General features: G+C 72.1%; 26 protein-coding genes. 11 read left to right on the plus strand and 15 right to left on the minus strand.

What is annotated here, in order from left to right:
* The first annotated feature begins 24 nt into the window (after window positions 1-24).
* From M8C13_RS23320 to M8C13_RS23335, 4 genes are all read left to right on the plus strand, one after another.
* The gene (locus M8C13_RS23320) at window positions 25-1,077 is read left to right on the plus strand and encodes a serpin family protein (protein WP_308202847.1); all 1,053 of its coding nucleotides are present in this window, start codon (window positions 25-27) and stop codon (window positions 1,075-1,077) included.
* Window positions 1,074-1,385 (plus strand): hypothetical protein, encoded by a 312-nt coding sequence (locus M8C13_RS23325; protein ID WP_252482796.1) that lies wholly within the window; start codon window positions 1,074-1,076, stop codon window positions 1,383-1,385. Before M8C13_RS23320 ends, M8C13_RS23325 begins: the two co-directional genes overlap by 4 nt.
* A 120-nt stretch (window positions 1,386-1,505) precedes the next feature.
* Entirely contained in the window at window positions 1,506-2,384 is an 879-nt protein-coding gene (locus M8C13_RS23330) for a PfkB family carbohydrate kinase (protein ID WP_252482797.1), read from the plus strand.
* A gap of 781 nt (window positions 2,385-3,165) precedes the next feature.
* Entirely contained in the window at window positions 3,166-3,567 is a 402-nt protein-coding gene (locus M8C13_RS23335; protein WP_252482798.1) for a pyridoxamine 5'-phosphate oxidase family protein, read from the plus strand.
* A 402-nt stretch (window positions 3,568-3,969) separates the two neighbouring features.
* Here the strand turns inward: M8C13_RS23335 and M8C13_RS23340 are convergent, their stop codons facing one another.
* The 7 genes from M8C13_RS23340 to M8C13_RS23370 form a co-directional block, all read right to left on the minus strand.
* Entirely contained in the window at window positions 3,970-4,455 is a 486-nt protein-coding gene (locus M8C13_RS23340) for a GNAT family N-acetyltransferase (protein ID WP_252482799.1), read from the minus strand.
* Complete coding sequence (locus M8C13_RS23345) at window positions 4,452-4,970, minus strand: DUF4262 domain-containing protein (protein WP_252482800.1); 519 nt, start codon at window positions 4,968-4,970, stop codon at window positions 4,452-4,454. The genes M8C13_RS23340 and M8C13_RS23345 overlap by 4 nt, the downstream gene beginning before the upstream one ends.
* 64 nt (window positions 4,971-5,034) lie before the next feature.
* Window positions 5,035-5,541 (minus strand): DUF4262 domain-containing protein, encoded by a 507-nt coding sequence (locus M8C13_RS23350; protein ID WP_252482801.1) that lies wholly within the window; start codon window positions 5,539-5,541, stop codon window positions 5,035-5,037.
* A 438-nt stretch (window positions 5,542-5,979) separates the two neighbouring features.
* Entirely contained in the window at window positions 5,980-6,732 is a 753-nt protein-coding gene (locus M8C13_RS23355) for a YebC/PmpR family DNA-binding transcriptional regulator (RefSeq protein WP_252482802.1), read from the minus strand.
* Window positions 6,733-6,779: 47 nt separating this feature from the next.
* Window positions 6,780-7,400 carry a pyridoxal 5'-phosphate synthase glutaminase subunit PdxT gene (gene pdxT, locus M8C13_RS23360; RefSeq protein WP_252482803.1) on the minus strand — a complete coding sequence of 207 codons (621 nt, stop codon included), beginning with the start codon at window positions 7,398-7,400 and terminating at the stop codon, window positions 6,780-6,782.
* 45 nt (window positions 7,401-7,445) lie between these two features.
* A complete protein-coding gene (locus M8C13_RS23365; RefSeq protein ID WP_252482884.1) occupies window positions 7,446-8,810 on the minus strand; it encodes an amino acid permease in 1,365 nt (454 codons plus the stop codon).
* A gap of 219 nt (window positions 8,811-9,029) precedes the next feature.
* Entirely contained in the window at window positions 9,030-10,223 is a 1,194-nt protein-coding gene (locus M8C13_RS23370) for a PLP-dependent aspartate aminotransferase family protein (RefSeq protein ID WP_252482804.1), read from the minus strand.
* Window positions 10,224-10,298: 75 nt separating this feature from the next.
* Here M8C13_RS23370 and M8C13_RS23375 point away from each other — a divergent pair, with 75 nt between their 5' ends.
* The 3 genes from M8C13_RS23375 to M8C13_RS23385 all read left to right on the plus strand — a co-directional run bounded on the left by M8C13_RS23375 (window position 10,299) and on the right by M8C13_RS23385 (window position 12,106).
* A complete protein-coding gene (locus tag M8C13_RS23375) occupies window positions 10,299-10,772 on the plus strand; it encodes an Lrp/AsnC family transcriptional regulator (RefSeq protein WP_374213124.1) in 474 nt (157 codons plus the stop codon).
* A gap of 70 nt (window positions 10,773-10,842) precedes the next feature.
* On the plus strand, window positions 10,843-11,292 hold the full coding sequence (locus M8C13_RS45515) for a DUF4190 domain-containing protein (protein ID WP_308202849.1): 450 nt from the start codon (window positions 10,843-10,845) through the stop codon (window positions 11,290-11,292).
* A 49-nt stretch (window positions 11,293-11,341) separates the two neighbouring features.
* Window positions 11,342-12,106, plus strand: coding sequence for a DUF4190 domain-containing protein (locus M8C13_RS23385; protein WP_252482806.1), 765 nt, complete (start codon window positions 11,342-11,344; stop codon window positions 12,104-12,106).
* On the opposite strand, the gene M8C13_RS23390 is transcribed toward M8C13_RS23385, so the two are convergent.
* Together M8C13_RS23390 and M8C13_RS23395 are read right to left on the minus strand one after the other, a co-directional pair.
* On the minus strand, window positions 12,103-12,411 hold the full coding sequence (locus M8C13_RS23390) for an AzlD domain-containing protein (protein WP_252482807.1): 309 nt from the start codon (window positions 12,409-12,411) through the stop codon (window positions 12,103-12,105). The two genes, M8C13_RS23385 and M8C13_RS23390, sit on opposite strands and share 4 nt — an antisense overlap.
* Window positions 12,408-13,052, minus strand: a complete 645-nt coding sequence (locus tag M8C13_RS23395; RefSeq protein ID WP_308202850.1) for an AzlC family ABC transporter permease — start codon at window positions 13,050-13,052, stop codon at window positions 12,408-12,410. Before M8C13_RS23395 ends, M8C13_RS23390 begins: the two co-directional genes overlap by 4 nt.
* Before the next feature lie 114 nt (window positions 13,053-13,166).
* Between M8C13_RS23395 and M8C13_RS23400 the strand changes: the two genes are divergently transcribed.
* Entirely contained in the window at window positions 13,167-13,733 is a 567-nt protein-coding gene (locus M8C13_RS23400; protein WP_252482809.1) for a helix-turn-helix domain-containing protein, read from the plus strand.
* 43 nt (window positions 13,734-13,776) lie between these two features.
* Here the strand turns inward: M8C13_RS23400 and pdxS are convergent, their stop codons facing one another.
* Window positions 13,777-14,676, minus strand: coding sequence for a pyridoxal 5'-phosphate synthase lyase subunit PdxS (gene pdxS, locus M8C13_RS23405; protein ID WP_308202851.1), 900 nt, complete (start codon window positions 14,674-14,676; stop codon window positions 13,777-13,779).
* 140 nt (window positions 14,677-14,816) lie between these two features.
* Window positions 14,817-15,341 carry a pyridoxamine 5'-phosphate oxidase family protein gene (locus M8C13_RS23410; protein WP_252482810.1) on the minus strand — a complete coding sequence of 175 codons (525 nt, stop codon included), beginning with the start codon at window positions 15,339-15,341 and terminating at the stop codon, window positions 14,817-14,819.
* Window positions 15,342-15,471: 130 nt separating this feature from the next.
* Between M8C13_RS23410 and M8C13_RS23415 the strand changes: the two genes are divergently transcribed.
* The 3 genes from M8C13_RS23415 to M8C13_RS23425 are packed head-to-tail and all read left to right on the plus strand — an operon-like array spanning window position 15,472 to window position 18,713.
* Window positions 15,472-17,556, plus strand: coding sequence for an elongation factor G-like protein EF-G2 (locus tag M8C13_RS23415; RefSeq protein ID WP_252482811.1), 2,085 nt, complete (start codon window positions 15,472-15,474; stop codon window positions 17,554-17,556).
* A 57-nt stretch (window positions 17,557-17,613) separates the two neighbouring features.
* Window positions 17,614-18,123, plus strand: coding sequence for a hypothetical protein (locus M8C13_RS23420; RefSeq protein WP_252482812.1), 510 nt, complete (start codon window positions 17,614-17,616; stop codon window positions 18,121-18,123).
* Between the two features lie 47 nt (window positions 18,124-18,170).
* Window positions 18,171-18,713, plus strand: a complete 543-nt coding sequence (locus tag M8C13_RS23425; protein WP_252482813.1) for a hypothetical protein — start codon at window positions 18,171-18,173, stop codon at window positions 18,711-18,713.
* Here M8C13_RS23425 and M8C13_RS23430 read toward each other — a convergent pair.
* From M8C13_RS23430 to M8C13_RS23445, 4 genes are all read right to left on the minus strand, one after another.
* The gene (locus M8C13_RS23430) at window positions 18,661-19,764 is read right to left on the minus strand and encodes a glycosyltransferase family 4 protein (protein WP_252482814.1); all 1,104 of its coding nucleotides are present in this window, start codon (window positions 19,762-19,764) and stop codon (window positions 18,661-18,663) included. The two genes, M8C13_RS23425 and M8C13_RS23430, sit on opposite strands and share 53 nt — an antisense overlap.
* Window positions 19,761-20,612 carry a phosphatidylinositol mannoside acyltransferase gene (locus M8C13_RS23435; RefSeq protein ID WP_252482815.1) on the minus strand — a complete coding sequence of 284 codons (852 nt, stop codon included), beginning with the start codon at window positions 20,610-20,612 and terminating at the stop codon, window positions 19,761-19,763. Before M8C13_RS23435 ends, M8C13_RS23430 begins: the two co-directional genes overlap by 4 nt.
* Window positions 20,609-21,217 carry a phosphatidylinositol phosphate synthase gene (gene pgsA, locus M8C13_RS23440; RefSeq protein ID WP_252482816.1) on the minus strand — a complete coding sequence of 203 codons (609 nt, stop codon included), beginning with the start codon at window positions 21,215-21,217 and terminating at the stop codon, window positions 20,609-20,611. The genes M8C13_RS23435 and pgsA overlap by 4 nt, the downstream gene beginning before the upstream one ends.
* Window positions 21,218-21,310: 93 nt before the next feature.
* On the minus strand, window positions 21,311-21,862 hold the full coding sequence (locus tag M8C13_RS23445) for an HIT domain-containing protein (RefSeq protein ID WP_252482817.1): 552 nt from the start codon (window positions 21,860-21,862) through the stop codon (window positions 21,311-21,313).
* Between the last annotated feature and the right edge of the window lie 2 nt (window positions 21,863-21,864).

Here is a 21,864-nt window from a genome sequence, read left to right on the forward strand (position 1 = left end):
TCTGTCCCGGCTAGCGTGGGCAAGGTGCACGAGTTCACGCTGGCCCTGCATCGGGCGCTGACCGGATCCGACAACGCCTGCTCCTCCCCCTACTCCGTGGCCACCGCGCTCGGCCTGCTCGCCGAGGCCGCGCGGGGGCCCGGACGGGCGGAAATCGTTGCGCTGGTAGGAGATCCCGCCGAGCTGGCCGCCCGGTTCGGTGAGGCCGGGCAGCTGTGGGCCGGGGAGCTCGCGGTGGCCAACACGCTGTGGGTGGACCGCGAGGTCACGGTGCGGCCGGAGCTCACCGAGTCCCTGGGCGGCTGGCCGGGGGCCGCGGTGCGCGAGCTGGCGCTGCGGGCCGACCCGGACTCCGCCCGCGGGGTGATCAACGCCGATGTCGCCGAGACGACCAGGGGGTTGATCGCGGAGGCGGTGCCGCAGGGGGCGATCACCCCGGAGACCGTGGTGGCGCTGGTGAACGCGCTCTACCTCAAGGTCGGCTGGAACCTGCCGTTCCGGGACGGGGCGACCGAGGACCTGCCCTTCCACGCGCCGGAGGGCACGGTCGCGGTGCCGACGATGAGCCGGGCCGGGAAGTCCAAGCACGTGGCCGCGGGCGGCTGGCAGTCGGTGGCGCTGCCCGCCGACGGCGGCGTCGAAGCCGTGGTGCTGCTGCCCGACGGCGACCTGGACCAGACGCCCCTGGACGCGGCGCTGCTGGCGGAGCTGACCGGGCCTGGGGAGTTCCGGCAGATCGAGCTGTACCTGCCGCGGTTCCGGGTCGAGTCGCGGGTGGAGCTGGCCGCGCCCCTGGAAAAGCTGGGCGTGCGCACGGTGTTCAGCGAGGACGCCGACCTGGGCGGGCTCACCGCGGAACGGGTCGCGGTCACCGCGGCGCTGCACCAGGCGGTCCTGGAGGTCGACGAGAACGGCCTGGAAGGCGCGGCGGTGACCGCGATGATGGTGGGGACGGTGTCCCTGGAGCTGGAACCCCCGCCGCCACTGGAGATCCGGGTGGACCGGCCGTTCCTGTTCCTGGTGCGGCACCAGGGCACCGGCGCGCCGTACTTCCTGGCCAGGGTGGTCCGGCCGTGACCGAGATCGACCCGGAGGTCAAACGCCGGGCCTGCGTCGCGCTGGCCCGGCACGCCAGCCGGGCCGCGCCGCTGGGCTGGTCCACCGACACCGCGGACAGCTTCGCCGGCTGGCACTTCTCGCCGTATGAGGAGTGGCTGCTGGTGCACACCTCCGGCGGCTGGGGCGGGCCGGTGCAGTACCTGGTGCGCGAGGACACCGTGTTCGTCTTCAGCCTGGCCGAGCACTCCTACGAGTCCGCGCTGGCCGCCGCGCGGGCGCACTACGACCGCCCGGCCCGGCGCTGGTGGCGGTTCGGGCGGAGCTGACCGCGCGCACGGGCAAGGCGGCATCAGGAAAAGCGAAGTCCGGGGGAATCGGTGAACCCCGGAAACGGCGGCACGCTACGTTGAAACGTCCACCGTCACGAAGCCCCGCCGGGAGTACACGTGCCGCGAGTAGCGGTGATCGGCTACGCCAGTGTCGACCACGCCATGGAGACCGACCCGTTCCTGGCCGCGACCGGCACCACCCTGGTCCGCCGCCGCCTGTCCCACCCCTGGCCCCACCTGGGCGGCATCACCTACGCCGCCGAGGGCCTGACCAACGCGGGCCACGACGTCCGCGCGGTCACCTGGGTAGGCCAGGACACCTTCGGCGCGGCCTACACCGAACGGCTCGCCGCCTGGGGCGTGGACGTCTCCGGCGTGGACCAGAGCGGCGACCGCACCCCGTCGAACTTCCTGTTCTACGCCCCCGACGAACAGGTCGTCACCGTCTACGACCCCGGCGAACCGGTCCCCGACTCCCTGACCGAAACCCAGCGCGCGGTCATCGCCGACAGCGACTGGGTCTGCCTCCTCGTCGGCCCCCGCCCGGTGACGGCCGAGGTCCTGGACCTGCTCCGCCCAGAACAACACCTGGCCTGGACCGTCAAGGACGACCCGGACGCCTACCCCGGCGGCCTGGTCCACCGCCTGTTGTCCCGAGCCTCGGTGCTGACCTTCTCCACCAGGGAAAGACTGTTCCTGGAACGCGCGGTCGCCCCCCGCCCGTTACGCGACCGCACCAGACCCCAGTCCCTGCGCGCGGAAACCCAGGGACCCGCGGGCGCGCAGTTCTGGCACAACGGCACCTCGGGCGCGGTGGGGGCGACGGCGATCGAGGCGGTGGACACGACGGGTGCGGGGGATGTGTTCTTCGCGGCGGCGGTGGCGAGCATGATCGAGTCACCGGCGGAGCCCCGGCTGGCGACGGAGGCGGGGGTGGCGGCGGCGACTGCGTTGTTGCGGTGCCGGAAGGATTCGACGGAGGGGAAGGTCTGCTGAGCGGGGGCTCGCCGGGGGGCGGGTGTGCGGGCAGAGGGTGTGGGGGCGGGTGCGCGGCGGGCGGGCTCGTGAGCGGGCGGCAGGTTCGCTGGGCGTGCGGCTGGCTGGGCGGCTGCCTTGGGGCGCATGCGGTGGGGTGGGTTTGCAGGCGAGGGGGGCGGCGGCGGGTGTGGACCAGTCGGGCGGCGGGCTCGCGGGTGGTGGCGGGCTCGCGGGCGGTTCGCGCTGGGGCTGGCAGCGGGTAGGCGAGGCTTGCGGATCGCGGCGGGTTAGTCTCGGTTTGCGGCGATCGGTCAGGCCCGGTCACGCTCCAGGAGCCGAAGATCAAGACGGAAAGCAACCTTTTCGGCTTGAAAAGCGTTCCGCAGAGGAAGCGGAGGCGCGGGCGGGGGAAACAGCGGGCCAGCGCGGGCGAGCCTGAGCGAGTACGGATCGGGCCGGCCGGGGTTCGCCCTGGTCAGAGAGGCCGGACGGCAGGACTCGGAGCGTCGCGGGTCGGCTCGGAGCGGCGCAGCTGGGTTCAGGGCGTCGCGGCTGGGCTCGGAGTGGCGTGGGTCGGCAGCGCGCGGGTGGCTGGGCTCGGGTGGCTGGGCTCGGGTGGCTGGGCTCGGGTGGCTGGGCTCGGAGCGACGGGCACGGCACGGCACGGCACGGCACGGCACGGCACGGCACGGGCAGCCTGGCATGGTCGGGCAGGGGATGTTTCGGGGCGGCTGGGCGTGGCGCGCGGGCGGTCCGGGGTGCGGCGGGGCGGGGCGGGCGGCGCGCATAGGCTCGGTGGGTGAGTGTTGATCTGGTGGGCCGGGGCCAGGAGTTCGTGGAGTTCTGGACGGAGCGGCGGCTTGCCTCGCTCACGTCGGTGCGGCCGGATGGGCGGCCGCACGTGGTGCCGGTCGGGGTGACCGTGGACTTCGAGCGTGGACTTGCCCGGGTGATCACCCGCCGGCACTCGGTGAAGGCGCGGCTGGTGGCCGGCGCTGGGGTGACGGGGCTGGCGGTGGCGGTGTGCCAGTTCGAGGGGGCGCACTGGTCGACGCTGGAGGGGCGGGCCGTGCTGCGGGATGACGCCGAGTCCGTGGCGGTGGCGGTGGCGCGGTATGCGCGGCGGTATCGGCAGCCCAAGGAGAGTCCGGAGCGGGTGGTGTTGGAGATCGTGGTGGAGCGGGTGCTCGGGAATCGCTAGGCCAGGGGCTTGGCGGGGGGTTTTGCTGGGGAGCGCGGGTTTCGCTGGGGTTCGCGAGGGGCTTCGCGGGGGCGCGGGCTTCGTCGGAGGCGCCTGAGAGCGCGTGGCTGGGGCCGCCAGGGGTTTTGGTGGCGGGCGGGGTTTTGCCGGGATGCGGCGGGTGCGTTGCCGGGGTGGCCGGAGGTGCCGCCAGGGCGCGTGAGGTCGTCCGGGGCGCGGAGGTTGCCAGGACGCGGAGGTTGCCAGGGCGCGGAGGTTGCCAGGACGCGGAGGTTGCCGAGGCGCGAGGCTTCGCCGGGGCGCGGGGGTTGCCGGGGTGCGAGGCTTCGCCCGGGGGCGCGGCTTTGCCAGAGCGCGCTGGGGGCGGGCTGGGTGGCGTGGGGGTTTGGCTGGGCGGTGGGGTTACGTGCGGGTTTGGTTGTGGGGTTTTTCCAGGATTGTGAGCGGGATGCCTGCGCGGTCTGGGCGTTCGGCTACTCGGGTGTAGCCGTGGCGTTCGTACAGGGAGATGGTCGCGGTGCTGGCGGTGCCGGTGGCTAGCCAGAGGGTGCGGACTGTGGGTGGGGTGGTTTGTTCCAGGGTGGTGAGGAGGCTGGTGCCTATGCCTTCGCCTTGGCGGTCGGGGGCTACGGCCAGGCGGGCGATCTCCATTCGGTCGCCGGTGATCAGGCCGCGGATGGCGCCGATGAGGCGGGGGCCGGACCAGGCGCCCAGGGTGGGGGTGTGGGGGTCGGTGATGAGGGACTGGAGTTGGGGCAGCGTGTCGGTCAGTGGGGGGATGAAGGGTTCTCGGTAGCGCTGGGCCTCGGGGACGAACGCCGCGTACTGCAGGGTGAGGAGTTCGCCTGCGTGGTTGGGGTGCAGGGGGGCGATGTGGAACTTGGTCATGGGCCGTTCACGCCGGGGAGCCAGCTTTCGGGGGCGCCGCTGGCGGTGAGGACGGGCTGGGCTCGGCGGAAGCGGTAGCAGCCGGTCTGCCAGGGCCAGGCGTGGTCGTGTTTGGGCCACAGCAGTTGCAGGGCAGGGAAGTCGGCGTCGGGGTAGAGGGCGCCGGCGGAGGTCAGCCAGTCCGGGTAGTGCTGGTGGGCGACCTGTTCGAACGTCACCTGGTAGCCGTCGATGAAGCCGTCGTAGCGGTAGCCGGGGGCGAAGCGCTCCCCCGCCGCGGTGCGTTCGGCGTACTGGCGGACCAGGTCCCGGCCGTGGTGGTCCGGGGCGCCGATGACGATGACCTCTGGGGTGCGGCGCAGGGCCCACAGGCCGAGGGTGTAGTGGCAGCCGGGGACGCGCAGGCCGGTCAGCTGGTCGTGGTCAGCGGCTACCGCGATCGTGGCATAGTCGTGTTCGGCGACGTGTTTCAGCAGGTCGCGGCGGATGTCTTCCGCAGTGGCGCCGTTGCACATGTCGCACATGGTCCTGCCCTCCCGGTGGCTCGTTCGAACATATGTTCGCACGAGGGGGCGACAGTCAGGGACCGTCCGCGCCGGAGGTCCAACTTTCGGGGTATCCCGAGTCGGTGAGCACCGGCTGCCACTCGAAGAAGCCGGCCGGGGCGTCCTCCTGCCACGGCCAGTGGCCCTCGGGGGTGGTGACGATGATCTGCATCGCCGGGAAGTTGCCCTGGGGGTGGAAGAGGAAGACGAAGCCGAAGAACTCCGGGTAGTAGCCCAGGTGCACCTTCTCGAAGGTGACCAGGCAGCCGGGGAGGAAGTCGTTGTAGACCTTGCCCAGCGGGAAGCGCTCGCCGCGGGAGATACGGTCGACGTAGACGCCGATGACGTGGGTGGCCGCCTCCTCCGGCAGGCCGATGACGACGGCCTCGGGGGCGCCGAAGCGGCGCCAGGCGCCGACGGAGAGGGCGAAGTTGGCCGCGCCCTCTTCCTCGGGGATGTGGACCACGGCGGCGCCGTGTTGTTCGGCGCTGGCGAGGAGTTCGCGGCGGAGCTGGTCGTCGGCGGTTTCCAGGGGCGGCATGGCGGTAATTGTGCCTGCGGGGTGGGGGTGCGGGTGGGGTGGGTTGTTGGGCCGTTTGGCCTAATTTGGGCCGCTGGGTCGTTGGTTGCTGGGTCGCTGGGGAGACGCTGGTTGGCGGTGGATTGTGTGATTTGGTTTGGGGCCCCTAGGCCATCCCGGATTGGGCTGAAGGGGCAGGCGGTGTGGCCTGCCCAATCGCTGGGCTAGCTTATGGGATGGCCTCCCCCCAAACAAAATCACACAATCCACCGTCGCTTTGGTGGGGAGCTGCTGGTCGCGGCCACCGTTGGGGGTGGGTTGACGGGGGCGGATTGGGTTGAGCGGGGGGTTCTGCGTTTGATTGGGGCGTATTAGCAATTCGCCGCTCCCGCCTCGCTTGCGCGAGACGGGAGCGGCGAATTGTTTGCGTTGTTCTTGTTGCGGTTTTTGCGGTATTGGCTAGGCGTCTACCTCGGCCATTACGTCGTCGCTGACGTCGAAGTTGGCGTAGACGTTTTGGACGTCGTCGCAGTCTTCCAGGGCGTCGATGAGGCGGAAGACCTTGCGGGCGCCTTCGGCGTCGAGGGGGACGGTGGTGGCGGGGAGGAAGTTGGCGTCGGCTGAGTCGTAGTCGATGCCCGCGGCCTGGAGGGCGGTGCGGACCGCGACCATGTCGCTTGCCTCGGAGACGATCTCGAAGCTCTCGCCCAGGTCGTTGACCTCTTCGGCTCCTGCGTCCAGGACGGCCAGCAGGACGTCGTCCTCGGTCATGTCGTTCTTCGGGACGATGATGACGCCCTTGCGGGTGAACAGGTAGGACACCGAGCCGGGGTCGGCCATGTTGCCGCCGTTGCGGGTCATGGCGACGCGGACCTCGCTGGCGGCGCGGTTGCGGTTGTCGGTGAGGCACTCGACCAGGACCGCCACGCCGCTGGGGCCGTAGCCCTCGTACATGATGGTCTGCCAGTCGGCGCCGCCGGCCTCTTCGCCGCCGCCGCGCTTGCGGGCGCGCTCGATGTTGTCCGAGGGGACCGAGCTCTTCTTCGCCTTCTGGATGGCGTCGAACAGGGTCGGGTTGCCCTCGGGGTCACCCCCTCCGGTCCGCGCGGCGACCTCGATGTTCTTGATCAGCTTCGCGAACAGCTTGCCGCGCTTGGCGTCGAGGGCGGCCTTCTTGTGCTTCGTGGTGGCCCACTTGGAGTGGCCGCTCATCTCTCCTCCGTCGCTCTCTGCACCGGGACGCGTTCCCCCACAGCTTCTCAGGCCGCGCGCACGGTGTCCGCGAACAGGCGGTGCACCCGCCCGTCGCCGGTCAGTTCCGGGTGGAACGCGGTTGCCAGCACGCGTCCCTGTCGAACGGCGACGATCCTACCGGCGGCCGCCCCCGACTCCGGGACCTCCGGCACGGTGGCGAGCACCTCCACCTCGTCGCCGACGGACTCCACCCACGGGGCCCGGATGAACACCGCGCGCACCGGGTCGCCCTCGACGCCCTTGACCGCGAGGTCGGCCTCGAAGGAGTCGACCTGGCGGCCGAAGGCGTTGCGCCGGACCACCATGTCCACGGCGCCGAGCTGGTGCTGGTCCTCGCGACCGTCGAGCACCGTGCTGGCGAGCATGATCATGCCAGCACAGGAGCCGAAGGCGGGCAGGCCCTCCTTCAACCGCAGGCGCAGCGGTTCCAGCAGCTCGAAGGTGGCGAGCAGGCGGCTCATCGTGGTGGACTCGCCACCGGGGATGACCAGCCCGTGCACCTGCGCCAGCTCTTCCGCCCGGCGGACCGGGCGGGCGAGCACATCGCATTCGGCCAGGGCCACCAGGTGCTCTCGCACGTCACCCTGCAGGGCGAGCACTCCGACCACGGGCTGGGCTGCCGACACTGCGCACTCCGAACTGCTGGAACCGTCGTTGCTGGGTCTACCAGCTTATTCGCCCGCGATCGGCTCCCGAACCGGGGTGCTCTGCTTGGCCGGGCCGCCCAGCTCGCGGTTGCGCCTGCTGACCAGCTTCCAGCCCACGAACAGCACCACCGCGATGACCGGCATCGAGTAGAACGCGATGCGTTCCGGGCCCTCGGTGAAGGCCATCAGCACCAGCACCATGGCCAGGAAGGCGATGCTCAGCCAGCCGGTGTAGGGCGCGCCGGGCATCCGGAACGTGCTGCGCGGCAGCTCGCCCTTGTCGGCCTTGCGGCGCAGCTTGATCTGGCAGTACAGCAGGGTGATCCAGGTGGTGATCACGCCGAGGCTGGCCACCGCGATGGCGATGTCGAAGGCCTCCTTGGGCACCAGGTAGTTCAGCACCACGCCGAAGAGGTAGACCACGCCGGTGAACAGGATGCCGCCGTAGGGCACGTGCCGGGCGGACATCTTGCCGGTGAACGCCGGGGCCTCGCCCTTCTGCGCCAGCGAGCGCAGGATGCGGCCGGTGGAGTAGAGGCCGGAGTTGCAGGAGGACAGCGCGGCGGTGAGCACGACCGCGTTCATCACGTCGCCGGCGGCCGGGATGCCCAGGCGGGAGAAGACGGTGACGAAGGGGCTCTCCGCGCCGGAGTACAGCGTCCAGGGCAGCACCATGGCCAGCAGCAGCACCGAGCCGACGTAGAAGATGCCGATCCGCCAGACCACGCCGTTGATGGCCTTGGGCAGGACCTTCTTCGGGTCCTTGGTCTCACCGGCGGCGATGCCGACCATCTCGATCGCGGAGTAGGCGAAGATCACCGCCTGCAGGCTCATCAGCACCACGCCGACGCCGTTGGGCAGGAAGCCCTGGTTCGCGGTCAGGTTGGACACGCTGGCGGTCACCCCGCCGACGTCGGCGGAGGTCAGCACCAGCGCCAGGCCGGTGAACAGGAAGACGATGATCGCCAGCACCTTGATGACGGAGAACCAGAACTCCAGCTCGCCGAACAGCTTCACCGACAGCAGGTTGACCGCCAGCAGCACCACCAGCGCGACCAGCGCGGTGATCCACTGCGGCACGTCCGGCAGCCAGCGGTGCACGTAGATCGCCGCGGCGGTGATCTCGGCGATACCGGTCATGGCCCAGTTGACCCAGTACATCCAGCCGCTGGTGAACCCGGCCCACGGGCCGACGAACTCGCGGGCGTACTCCACGAAGCTGCCCGCGGCGGGCCGGTGCATGACCAGCTCCCCCAGCGCGCGCATCACGAAGAACGCGGCGATGCCGCAGGCAGCGTAGGCCAGCACCAGGCCGGGCCCGGAGGAGGCCAGCCTGCCGCCCGCGCCCAGGAACAGGCCGACGCCGATGGCGCCGCCGATGGCGATCATCTGGACCTGGCGGTTGGACAGCGACTTGACGTACCCGTCGTCGTCTGGCTGGCCAAGCTTGGTGTCGAGCTCCGGCGCGGAAGCCACGCGGCGCCCCTCTCTGTCCTCGATTACATAGATATCCGGCGCCCACGTGGTGGAATCACGTAACGGGGGCCCCGGTGCCCTCTGAACCGGGGACGATATCCCTACTCACCGTGCTCATTGGAAGAGGGATCGCTACGACGTAATGGGGATCACGTTCATTCTTATGGGAACCTCAAGTGACTCTACGAGATCGCCCCAGAGATCCTCCACGTCTTCCAGGCCGATCGAGAGGCGGAGCAGGCGGGGGCTGATGCCGCAGGCCAGGCGGTCGGCGTCGGCTACCAGGCGGTGGGTGAGCGCGGCCGGTCGCTCGATCAGGGAATCGACCGAACCGAGGCTCACCGCATGGGTGAAGAGGCGGAGCCGGGAGAGCAGGGCATCCGATTCTTCGAATGTCTCGATTGCCAGAATCGCGCCGGGTCCGCGCAGCTGCCTGCCGAGCACCCCGTGCGGATCGGAACCGGCCAGTCCCGGATAGTGGACCTTGGCCACCGCGGGATGCTCGGTCAACCGCGCGGCCAGCTCCGCGGCGGTGCGCTGGGCGGCCTCCACCCGCAGCGGCAGGGTGGCCAGGCCGCGGTGCAGCAGGTAGGCCGACATCGGGTGCAGCAGCGCGCCGGTGGCCACCCGCAGGCCGCGGATCGCGGCGGCCTGTTCGGCGGGGGCGGCCACGATGCCGCCCATGGCGTCGCCGTGGCCGCCGAGGTACTTGGTGGCCGAGTGCAGCACGTAGGTGGCGCCGTGCGCGGCCGGGTTCTGCAGCACCGGGGTGGCGAAGGTGTTGTCCACCAGCACCGGCACCCCGCAGGCCGCGGCGACCAGCGCGTCGAGGTCGACCAGGTCCAGGGTGGGGTTGGCCGGGGTCTCGGCGATGACCAGTCCGGTGTCCGGCCGGATGGCCGCGGCGACCCCGGCGGCGTCGGTGTAGGTGACCTCGACGCCGAGGATGCCGCTGCTGAGCAGGTGGTCGGAGCCGCCGTAGAGGGGGCGCAGCGCGACCACGTGGCGGCGGCCGGTGACCAGGCAGGCGGCCTGCACGGTGGCCACCAGCGCGGCCATGCCGCTGCCGAAGGCGACCGCGTCGGGCAGGCCTTCCAGCTCGGCCAGGGCTCGCTCGAAGCGGGAGACGGTCGGGTTGACCAGGCGGCCGTAGACCGGGGAGGCGGCGGCCGGCGCGCCGGCGGCCAGTTCCAGCAGGGCCTGTTCGCCGAGGCCGGCATCGGGCAGGGGGTAGGTGGTGGACAGGTCGATCGGCAGCGCGTGCACGCCGAGGGAGGACAGCTCCTGGCGGCCGGCGTGCACGGCGCGGGTGCGGATACCGCTCATGGCCGGAATCGTGGCGCGCACGTCGGTGTCTCCGGTTAGATTGCGAATCCTGTTCGGCGAAGTGGGGTGAGGTCCGTGCTGGATGCGGTGGACGCGGCCATCGTGCGGGAGTTGCAGAACGACGCTCGGCTGCCGAACAAGGACCTGGCCGCCAGGGTCAACCTGGCGCCCTCGACCTGTCTGGTCCGGCACCGGGCGCTGCGTGAGCGCGGGGTGCTCACCGGGTACCGGGCCGAGGTGGACCTGGCCGCGCTGGGCAGGCCGGTGCAGGCGATGATCGCGGTGCGGGTGCGCCCGCACACCAGGGCGATCGTGCAGCCGTTCATCGACTTCGCGCTGGCCCTGCCGGAGACGGTGTCGCTGGCGCACGTGGCCGGTCCCGACGACTTCCTGGTGCACGTGGCGGTGGCCGACACCACGCACCTGCAGCGGCTGGTGCTGGACTCCTTCACCACCCGCAAGGAGGTCGCGCAGTTGCAGACGCACCTGGTCTTCGAGCACGTGCGCAAGGGCGCGGTGCCCCCGGCCGGGGGTGTGCTGGACGGCTGAGCGGGGCTGATCCGGTGAGTTCCCGGGGTTTTGCGGGTGTGGGCGCGGCGCGCAGGATACCGTCCACGCCGTGTCCGCACCACAAGATCCGGCCACGCCGGACCCCGCGCAGTACTACCCGGCCGCCCCGCAGTCCTACGACTCGGGCAAGTTCCAGGCCCAGCCCGCCTATCCGGTCCAGCCTGGCTACCCGGCCGAGTACGGCTACCCGGCACAGCAGCAGGGCTACCAGGGTTACCAGGGCTATCCCGGCTACCAGCAGCCGTACCCGGTGCAGCGCAAGACCAACGGCCTGTCCGTCGCCGCGCTGGTCTGCGGGATCATCCCGTTCTTCGTGCTGCCGCTGCTCGGGATCATCTTCGGCGCGATCGCGCTGAACCAGATCAAGCGCACCGGCGACGAGGGCCGCGGCATGGCGCTGGCCGGGCTGATCGTCGGCTGCGTGTGGGTGGGGCTGTTCCTGCTGGTGTTCCTGATCCCGCTGCTGTTCGTCGGTTCGGTGCCGTTCCTCGTGCGGTGAGCCGGATCCGGTTTGCCTCAACGGCCGGAACTGGTGGACAGTTCCGGCCGTGACAGATCAGCCGCAGCCGGAGCAGCAGGGCCAGCCGGGTCAGCAGCCCTCTCCGGCGCAGTTCTACCCGTCGGCGCCGCCGCCTCCGCCAGAGGCGCCGCCCGGCTACCCGGGTTACCCGAACCCCGGTTATCCGCAGCCGCCCAAGCCCGCCAACACCAACGGCTTCGCCATCGCCACGCTGGTGCTGGGCATCCTGCCGATCATCCTGACCAACATCCTGGCGGTGATCTTCGGGATCATCTCGCTGCGCCAGATCAAGCAGCGCGGGGACAACGGCAAGGGGCTGGCCATCGCCGGTCTGGTGGTGGGCAGCGCGTGGCTGCTGCTGCTGACCTTCGCGGTGGTGGTCGCGATCAACACCAGGGCGCTGCGGAACGAGGCCGGGCAGGTCACCGAGTCTGGGCGGATGACCGTGCTCAACCTGAAGGTGGGCGACTGCTTCGACGGGATCAAGGAGAGCAAGTCGATCTCCTCGGTCACCGCCCAGCCCTGCGGCTCCCCGCACGAGGCCGAGGTGATGGACCGCTGGGACATGGCGGGCGGTTCGACCTACCCGGGCGAGGCGACCATCACCGATGACATCGCGGCCGAGTGCGATGAGCGGATGACCGCGATGCTGCCGGAGGCCGAGCTGGCCAAGGTGGAGATCTTCTACTTCTACCCGACCGCCTCCTCCTGGCGCACTGGCGACCGGACCGCGGTGTGCGTGGTGGCGGGGGCCAACAAGACCAAGCTGACGCAGAAGATGCCGCGGCGCTAAGGAATTCCGGCCAGGCGGAGTCCGGCGGCGGTGCCCGCCGCGAGCAGCACGACCACTACGAAGGGCAGCTTCCGCCACGCGGCCACGGCCCCGACCAGCACGCCGGCTGGTCGGGCCCAGCCGGCGAAGCCCTGTCCGTCCAGCACGGCCTGGGTGAGCACCAGCGCGGACAGCAGCGCGATCGCGGCCAGGGCCAGTCCGCGTTGCAGGCGCTCGGAGATCTCCAGGCGGTCGCGCAGGAACGGGCCCGCCGCGCGCAGGGCGTAGGTGCCGCCGGCCAGCAGCAGCACGGTGGTCAGGGTCATGCGGTCCTCCGCTTCCACTTCGGCACGGGCAGGGCGGCGGCCAGGCCGAGCAGGCCCAGCAGCACCGGCAGGCCGGGGGGCAGCAATGGCGCGGTGCCCACCGCGATCAGGCCGCCCAGCAGCGCCACCCGGCGCGGGATCTTCTCCGAGAGCTGCGGCAGGATCAGCGCGAGCATGCCCGCCGGGAACACCGCGTCCAGGCCGAAGTCCTTCGGGTCGCCCACCGCGGCGCCGAGCAGCGCGCCGAGCAGGGTGCCGGTGTTCCAGGTGAGGAAGGCGGCCAGGCTGGAGGCCCAGTACACCGCGCGGGCCCGTTCGGGGTCGCGCTGGGCCAGTGCGAAGGCCACCGACTGGTCGATCATCAGGTAGCTGCCGAGCAGGCGGGCAGGCCAGCGCGGCCCGAACACCCCGCCCACGGCCAGGCCGAAGGGCAGCAGCCGGGCGTTGACCAGCAGCCCGGCCAGCACGGTGGCCACCGGGCCCGCGCCCGCGGCGGCCACGCCGACCGCGGTGAACTGGGCGCCGCCGGCGAAGACCAGCACGGACATGGCCACCGTGAGCCACACGGACATGCCGGAGGTCACCGCGACCGCCCCGAAGGACATCCCCATCACGCCGCCGGTCAGGGCGGCGGCACTCACATCGCGGATCAACGCGGAATCGAGTGTTCGCCATATCGAACGCATCGACGCCTATACTGAACACACTAAGGTGCGTTCGTCAACGCGAATATCACCACCGCTGGAGCGAACACGATGGCCGACTCCCGTGCCGGCGGCGCCCCGCTGGGCACCATCGCCGCCAACCTGCGCCGGGAACGCGACCGCACCGGGCTGACCCTCACCGAGCTGGCCAAACGCGCCGGGATCGCCAAGTCCACGCTGTCCCAGCTGGAGTCGGCCAGCGGCAACCCGAGCGTGGAGACGCTGTGGGCGCTGGGCGTGGCCCTAGGGGTGCCGTTCTCCCGCCTGGTGGAGCCGCAGCGGGTGCCGGTGCGGGTGATCCGGGCCGGTGAGGGGCCGGGGGTGGCCTCGGAGCAGGCGGCGTTCGTGGGCACGCTGCTCTCGGCCTGCCCGCCGGGGGCGCGGCGGGACATCTACGTGATCACCATGGAGCCGGGGCAGGCGCGGCTGGCCGACCCGCACATCCCCGGTTCGATCGAGCACGCGGTGGTCAGCACCGGGCGGCTGCGCTGCGGGCCGGCGGAGGCCGCGGTGGAGCTGGACCCCGGCGACTACGCGGCCTTCCCCGGCGACGCCCCGCACGTCTACGAGGCTCTGGCCCCGGGCACGGCGTTCGTGCTGGTCATGGAACACGTGTGACCGCCCGCCCCGGTGAGCGGGGACGGGCGGCCTGCGTGCAGGACTACCAGCCGCGGGTGGCCAGGCGCTGGTTGTCCGGGAGGTCGGAGATGTTGATGCCGACCATGGCCTCGCCCAGGCCGCGGGAGACCTTGGCGATGACGTCGGGGTCGTCGTGGAAGGTGGTGGCCTTGACGATGGCCTCGGCGCGCTTGGCCGGGTCGCCGGACTTGAAGATGCCGGAGCCGACGAAGACGCCCTCGGCGCCCAGCTGCATCATCATCGCCGCGTCCGCCGGGGTGGCGATGCCGCCCGCGGTGAACAGCACCACCGGCAGCTTGCCCAGCTGGGCGATCTCCTTGACCAGCTCGTACGGCGCGCGCAGCTCCTTGGCGGCGACGAAGAGCTCCGGCTCGTCGAGCAGGGTCAGCCGCTTGATGTCGGCGCGGATCTGGCGCATGTGCCGGGTCGCCTCGACCACGTTGCCGGTGCCGGCCTCGCCCTTGGAGCGGATCATGGCCGCGCCCTCGCTGATCCGGCGCAGCGCCTCACCCAGGTTGGTCGCGCCGCAGACGAAGGGCACGGTGAAGTCCCACTTGTCGATGTGGTGGGCCTCGTCGGCCGGGGTCAGCACCTCGGACTCGTCGATGTAGTCCACGCCGATGGCCTGCAGCACCTGGGCCTCGGCGAAGTGGCCGATCCGGGCCTTGGCCATCACCGGGATGGACACCGCGGAGATGATGCCGTCGATCATGTCGGGGTCGCTCATCCGGGCCACGCCGCCCTGCACCCGGATGTCGGCGGGGACCCGCTCCAGGGCCATCACCGCGACGGCGCCGGCGTCCTCGGCGATCTTGGCCTGCTCCGGGGTGACCACGTCCATGATCACGCCGCCCTTGAGCATCTCGGCCATACCGCGCTTGACCCGCGCGGTGCCGACGGCCTGGATGTCACTGGAGGTCACTGGTGTCCTGCCCAACTGTGCGCTGAAGTGGGAAAACCCCACTCCGGTGGATGACTTGGACCCTCATGCTACGACCGGACGCGGCCCCCTGAAGTGGCCAATTCCGCGCGATCTGAGCAGGCCAGTTACCCGCGTCACGCTCACCGGCCGCCGGGTGGGCCGAAACGCCACCTGGTCATGCTCTCCCCGTTCTGGGCCCAGCCGAAGACCACCCTGGGCCGCACCAGGTAGGCGGGGCCGCCTTGGCCGCCCTCCCCGGCCAGGCGGCCGTCGGCCAGGTGCAGCGCCCAGCGGTACTTGCGGTGCAGCTCCTCGGCCAGCCGGGACAGGTCGGCCTGGGCGCTGAGCACGGTGGCCTCCCCCTCGGCGATGACCACCTCGTCGCCGCTTTCCAGGTGCACGGTGATCTCCCGGCTGACCGCCAGGTTGCGCACCGCGGTCGAACCGGTGACGAAGCAGAACCCCGCGGGCAGCCACACGCCCCACACCGGCCGGGTGTGCGGGCGGCGGGCGGCGCTGCTGGTGGCGATCCAGTAGTTGCGGGCGTCTTCCAGGCGGTAGCGGGCCCAGTCCCAGTCCAGCAGGTGCGCGCCGGTGGCGGGCACGCCGCCGCGGCTGGGCCGTGCGGTGCGCGGGCGGGGCAGCGGGGTCAGCAGCTCACTCATCACCGCCAATTAGTACTCCCGGATGGTGCGACGGCCCGGGGGTGGACGCCACCAGGCCATCGGGTGTGAGATCGGACACATCCAACGCGCGGCCGGAGCAGGCCGGCCGCGTTCGGGAGGTGGAAGTGCCATGGGCAGCAAGCACGCCGACAACGGCCACGCCGGCGGCCAGGTCGCTGTAGCCGACCCCACCAAGGTGCGCAACGTCGTGCTGGTCGGGCCTTCCGGCTCCGGGAAGACCACGCTCACCGAGGCGCTGCTGGCCGCGGCGGGGGTGATCAACCGCACCGGCTCGGTCACCGAGGGGACCACGGTGTGCGACCACGATCCGGCCGCGGTGCGCCAGCAGCGCTCGGTCGGGCTGTCGGTGGCCCCGTTCATGCACGGCGAGGTCAAGGTCAACCTGATCGACACCCCCGGGTACGCCGACTTCGTGGGCGAGCTGCGCGCCGGGCTGCGCGCGGCCGACGCGGCGCTGTTCGTGGTGTGCGCCGCGGAGGGGGTGGACGCGGCCACGGTCACGCTGTGGCAGGAGTGCGCGGCGGTGGGCATGCCGCGCGCGGTGGTCATCGCCCGCTGCGACCACCAGCGCGCCGACATCGACGCCGAGACCGCGGCCTGCCGGGAGGCCTTCGGCGACGGCGTGCTGCCGCTGTACCTGCCGATCCGCGAGGGCGGGTCGCTGACCGGGCTGGTCGGGCTGATCACCGGTTCGCCGCCGGAGTCGATGGCCGAGGAGTTCGCGCTGGCCAGGGACACCCTGATCGAGGGGATCATCGCCGAGAGCGAGGACGAGACGCTGATGGAGCGCTACCTGGAGGGCGAGGAGCTCGACCAGGGGGTGCTGATCGCGGACCTGGAGACCGCGGTGGCGCGCGGCTCCTTCCACCCGGTGATCCCGGTGTGCTCGACCACCGGGCTGGGCGTGCCCGAGCTGCTGGAGATGCTCACCCGCGCCTTCCCCTCCCCCGCCGAGCACGAGCCGCCCGAGGTCACCGGCACCGACGGCATCCCCCGCCCCCGCCTGGCCGCCGACCCGGACGGGCCCCTGGTCGCGGAGGTGGTGCGCACCGCGGTGGACTCCTACGTGGGCCGGGTGTCGCTGGTGCGGGTGTTCTCCGGGACGCTGCGCCCGGAACGGCCGGTGCACATCTCCGGGCATGGCATGGCCGAGCGGGGCCACGAGGACCACGACGTCGACGAGCGGGTCGCGCACGTCTACTCCCCGCTGGGCGCGACGCTGCGCGAGGTGCCCTACTGCGTGGCCGGTGACGTGTGCGCGCTGACCAAGCTGACCTCCGCCGAGACCGGGGACACCGTCTCCGCGCCGGAGGACCCGCTGCTGGTGCGGCCGTGGGACATGCCCGAGCCGCTGCTGCCGATCGCGGTGCTGGCCCGCACCCGCAGCGATGAGGACGTCCTCGCGCGCAACCTGGCCAAGCTGGCCGCCAGCGACCCGACGCTGCGGCTGGAGCGCAACGCCGAGACCCACCAGCTGGTGCTGTGGTGCATGGGCGAGGCACACGCCGACGTGGTGCTGCAACGGCTGCGCGCCGGGGGCGCCGAGGTCGACACCGAGCCGGTGCGGGTGCCGCTGCGGGAGACCTTCGCCAAGGCGGGCAAGGGCCACGGGCGGCACGTGAAGCAGTCCGGCGGGCACGGCCAGTACGCGGTGTGCGACCTGGTAGTGGAACCGCTGCCGCGCGGCGCGGGCCTGGAGTTCGTGGACAAGGTGGTCGGCGGCGCGGTGCCGCACCAGTTCATCCCGAGCGTGGAGAAGGGCGTGCGGGCCCAGATGGCCAAGGGCCTGCAGTCCGGTTATCCGGTGGTGGACATCAGGGTCAGCCTGGTCGACGGCAAGGCGCACAGCGTGGACTCCAGCGATGCCGCCTTCCAGACCGCGGCCTCGCTGGCCTTGAAGGAGGCCGCCGCCTCGGCCGGGATCGCCATGCTGGAACCGGTGGACGAGGTCGCGGTGCTGCTGCCCGATGACCACCTGGGCACCGTGCTGGGCGACCTGTCCGGCCGCCGCGGCCGGGTGCTGGGCACCGAGGCCGCGGGCGCGGGCCGGACCATGGTTCGCGCCGAGGTGCCGTGCACGGAGTTGTTGCGCTACGCCATCGACCTGCGTTCGCTGACCTCCGGCACCGCGACCTTCACCCGCCGCTTCGCCCGCTACGACCCGCTGCCGGAGGCGATCGCGGCCAAGCTCTGAACAACGGCCGAACATCGCTGCGTGCTCCGGTGCGGCCGCGGTGGGTAGCGTCGGGTCATGGGGGTTGCGGAGTACGCGGGTGAGACGGTGCGCTGGCGCGGCAGGCCGGGGCGGATCCGGGCGCGCCTGCTGGCCGATCTGGCCTCGGTGCTGCCAGTGGCGGTCATGGTCGCGGTGCTGCTGACGACGAAGGACGCGCCGGCCTTCGCCTGGGTTTTCGGCGGTGCGGTGATAGCGGCTGGGTTCGTGCTGGCCGCGCACCGGGCGTACTGGCTGCGCCGCACCGAGTACGTGGTCACCGACCGCAGGGTGGCCGAGCTGCGGCACCGCGAGAGCGGCCCGAAGGCGGTGCGGGACTTACCGCTCGTCCCGGCCGCCCGGCCGAGGATGCGGCACAGGCACGCCGACGGGCGGGGCACGATCGTGTTCGCCACCCTGTTTCCCGGCGACTGCCCGGAGGAGCCGCCGGAGTTGGACGTGCCGCTGCGGCAGCTCACCGTGCTGCACGCCGTGGAAGGACCGGCGGAGGTGCTGGCGCTGCTCTCGCGCGCCTGCGACCGGCGCTGACGGCGATGTCCCTGGCACGGCGTGGTCGAGGTGGATAGCGTCAGGCCATGGGGGATCATGAGTTCGAGGCCGGGGAGACGGTGCTGTGGCGGGGGCGGCCGCGGAAGTTCCTGCTGCTGCGGTCCTTCGACCTGCCGCTGCTGGTCTTCGCAGGGCTGGCCGTCCCGCTGCCCTGGCTGGTGCGGTCCTGGCGTGACACCGGGGTGACGTTCCCGGTGGTGGCGACGGTGGTCACGGTGGCCGGGATGCTGCTCATGCCGGTGCGGCGGGCGTGGGCGCTGCGCCGCACCGAGTACGTGGTCACCGGTCGCCGGGTGCTGGCCAGCCGCGTCGGGCTGTTCCGGGTCGTGGTGCACGAGGTGCGGTTCGGGCCGAAGACCCGGCCGCGGCTGGCGCACCGGGACGCCGACGGGCTGGGCACCATCCTGTTCACCCCGCCCGGACTGCTCGGCGCGCTGCGTCAGCTGCCGAGGGAGGACCGCCCGGGACCGGTGGCGCTGCACTCGGTCGAACAGCCGGAGCGGGTGTGCGCGCTGATCACCGAGGCCTGGGAGCGGGCGGTCCGGCCGGGACCAGGCGTGGCGCGGTGAGCGCGGCCCGGTAGACCTCCTCCAGCTGCCCGGCGACCTCGGTCCAGTCGTAGCGGCTGACCCGGCGGAGTCCGGCCGCGGCCAGCTCCGCCCGGCGAGCCGGGCCGGCCAGCAGGGCGGCGAGTTTTCCTGCCAGGGCAACGTGATCGCCGACCGGGAAGGTCTCCCCCGCGCCGTCCAGCACCCGGCGGAAGGCAGCCAGGTCGCTGGCCACGACGGGTGCGCCGGCGGCCATGGCTTCGGTGAGGACCATGCCGAAGCTCTCGCCGCCGAGGTTGGGCGCGCAGTAGAGGTCCACGCCGCGCAGCAGCCGTGCCTTGGTCTGTTCGTCGACCTGGCCGAGCAGGGTGAGGCGGGCGGCCAGCTCCGGGCCGGCGGCGCGGCGGAGCGCGGCCGGGTTGCCCGCGCCGGCGATGACCAGGTTCAGGCCAGGGTGGGCAGGCAGCAGGGCGCGGGCGGCGGCGAGCAGGACCGGGAGGCCTTTGCGGGGTTCGTCGAAGCGGCCGAGGAAACCGATCGAAGGTGCGGGCAGCGGGAGTGGTTCGGCGTGGGCGAACAGGGCGGTGTTGACGCCGTTGGGGATCTCGGTCATGCCGGGGGTGGCGCGGGCGGCCTCGGACACCGCGATCCGGGTGGTGATCTTGCGCAGCAGGGGCCGCAGCAGCGGTGCCAAGGGGGTGCGGGTGATCGGGGAGCTGGTGTGGAAGGTGGCCACCACCGGGCGGTCGGTGACGGCCAGGGCGAGCAGGGACAGGCTGGGGGCGGCCGGTTCGTGCAGGTGCAGCAGGTCCGGGTCGTGCTGGCGCAGCCAGTGCCGGACGCGGCGCAGGGCGCTGGGGCCGAAGGACAGGCGGGCCACCGAGCCGTTGTAGGGGATGCCGAGCGCGCCACCGGCGGGGGTGACGTAGCCGGGCAGGTCGGTGCGGCGGGAGGGGGCGAGCACCTGGGCCCGGTGGCCGCGGTGGCGGAGCTCGCGGGCCAGGTCCAGGACGTGGGTCTGCACGCCGCCGGGCACGTCGAAGGAGTACGGGCAGACCAGGCCGATCCTCACCGAGGGGCCGTCCACACCGGGTGCGGCATGTGCCAGTCGGCGGGGTGCGCGGCCAGGTCGGCGGCGAAGGCCTCGGCCAGGAGCTGGGTGGTGCCGGCGATGTCGGTGACCGGCAGGGCGGGGTGGAAGCGCAGGCCCCAGCCGTCGTCGGTGAACCAGGTGGCGGCCGGGACGAGCGCCGCGCCGGTGATCACGGCCAGGTGCGCGGGACCGGAGGGCAGCCGGGCTGGTTCGCCGAAGAGGGTGACCGGGACGCTCGCGCCGGTGAGCACCCGGTCGGCGAGCAGGCAGACGATTCCGTTGGCGCGCAAGCGTTTCAGCAGCGTCCGGCCGGGTGGGGCGCTGCCGGAGAGCGGCAGGATCTCGAAGCCGAGGGACTCGCGGTAGGCCAGGAAACGGCGGTACAGCGACTCCGGGCGCAGGCGTTCGGCGACCGTGGTGAACCGGCCGGCGTGCGCGCACAGCCAGAGCCCGGCCACGTCCCAGTTCCCGCTGTGCGTCAGCGCCAGGAGCACGCCGCGGCCGGCGGCGCGGGCGGCGTCCAGGTGCTCGACCCCGGTGACGTGGATCCGGTGGCGCAGCGCGGCCGGGTCCTGGGCGGGTAGCCGGAAGGTCTCGGCCCAGTAGCGGGCGTAGGAGCGCAGGGCCGCGCGCACGGTGTCGTCGAGGTGGTCCGGGGTGACCAGGCGGGCCAGGTTGCGGCGCAGGCCTTTGCCGGTGGCGCGGTGTTCGGCGCGCAGCGCGATCGCGGTGAACAGGCGCAGCGCCAGGGGTTCGGGCAGGGCGCGGGTGAGCAGCCAGCCCGCCGCGTACCCGGTGTCGATCAGCCGGTCGCGGACAGCGGTCACCGGGCCGCCTTGGCGCTGCGGTACACCGCGTGCAGCCGCTGGCCGACGGTGAGCACGGACAGCGCGGCGAGCAGCCACAGCGCGATGTCCAGCGCGTAGGGCACATCCAAGCCGGTCAGCCCGGTGCCGACCAGGGCCAGGATGAGCCGCTCGGCGCGCTCCACCAGGCCACCGTCGGCGGAGAGGCCAGTGGCTTCGGCGCGGGCCTTGACGTAGGAGATGACCTGCGCGGTGACCAGGCACAGCAGGGCCGCCGCGCCCAGGGCCCGGTCCTGGGCCTCGACGAAGGCCCACCAGGCGATGGCGGCGAACAGCGCGCCGTCGGCGATCCGGTCGCAGCTGGCGTCCAGCACCGCGCCGAAGCGGGTGCCGTTGCCCTGGGCGCGGGCCATCGCGCCGTCGATGAGGTCGAACAGGGTGAACAGGGTGACCACCACGGTGCCCAGCAGCAGCTCGCCACGGGGCAGGAACCACAGTGCGGACAGCACCGTGCCGGTGGTGCCCAGCACGGTGATCGCGTTGGGGGTCAGCCCGCGGCGCAGCAGCCAGGACCCGACCGGATCGGTGACGCGCGCGACCGACGCGCGGGCGAAGATGTTCAGCATCGGCTGTTCGGCATCGACTTTCCGGTGACCGGCGTGGGCAAAGGACCTGGTGACGCCAGCCTAACCCGCGCCAGGTCCGGCCACCGGGGTGGCTCAGCCGACCTCGTGCCAGGCCCCGGCGAGCAGTTCGCGGGTCTCGCCGAGCAGCTGCGGCAGGACCTTGGTGTGCGCGACCACCGGCATGAAGTTGGCGTCCCCGCCCCAGCGCGGCACCACGTGCTGGTGCAGGTGCGCGGCGATGCCTGCCCCGGCCACGGTGCCCTGGTTCATGCCGATGTTGAACCCGTGCGGCGCCGCGGCGTGCCGGATGGCCCGCATGGCGCGCTGGGTGAACTCGGCGAACTCGACCGTCTCGGCCGGGTCCAGGTCGGTGTAGTCCGGGATGTGCCGGTAGGACAGCACCATCAGGTGGCCGGGGTTGTACGGGTACAGGTTGAGCACCGCGAAGACCAGCTCGCCGCGGGCGATGACCAGGCCGTTGGGGTCATCGAGCGCGGTGACCTGGCAGAAGGGGCAGCCGGTCGGCTCGGCGTCGGCCGGTTTGCCCTCGCCGCGGATGTAGGCCATCCGGTGCGGGGTCCACAACCGCTGCAACGGGTCGGGAATCCCGATGCCCTCCTGCGCGTCCAGCTCCGGCTCACCCATGA

It is taken from the genome of Crossiella sp. SN42, assembly GCF_023897065.1.
Taxonomy (GTDB): domain Bacteria; phylum Actinomycetota; class Actinomycetes; order Mycobacteriales; family Pseudonocardiaceae; genus Crossiella.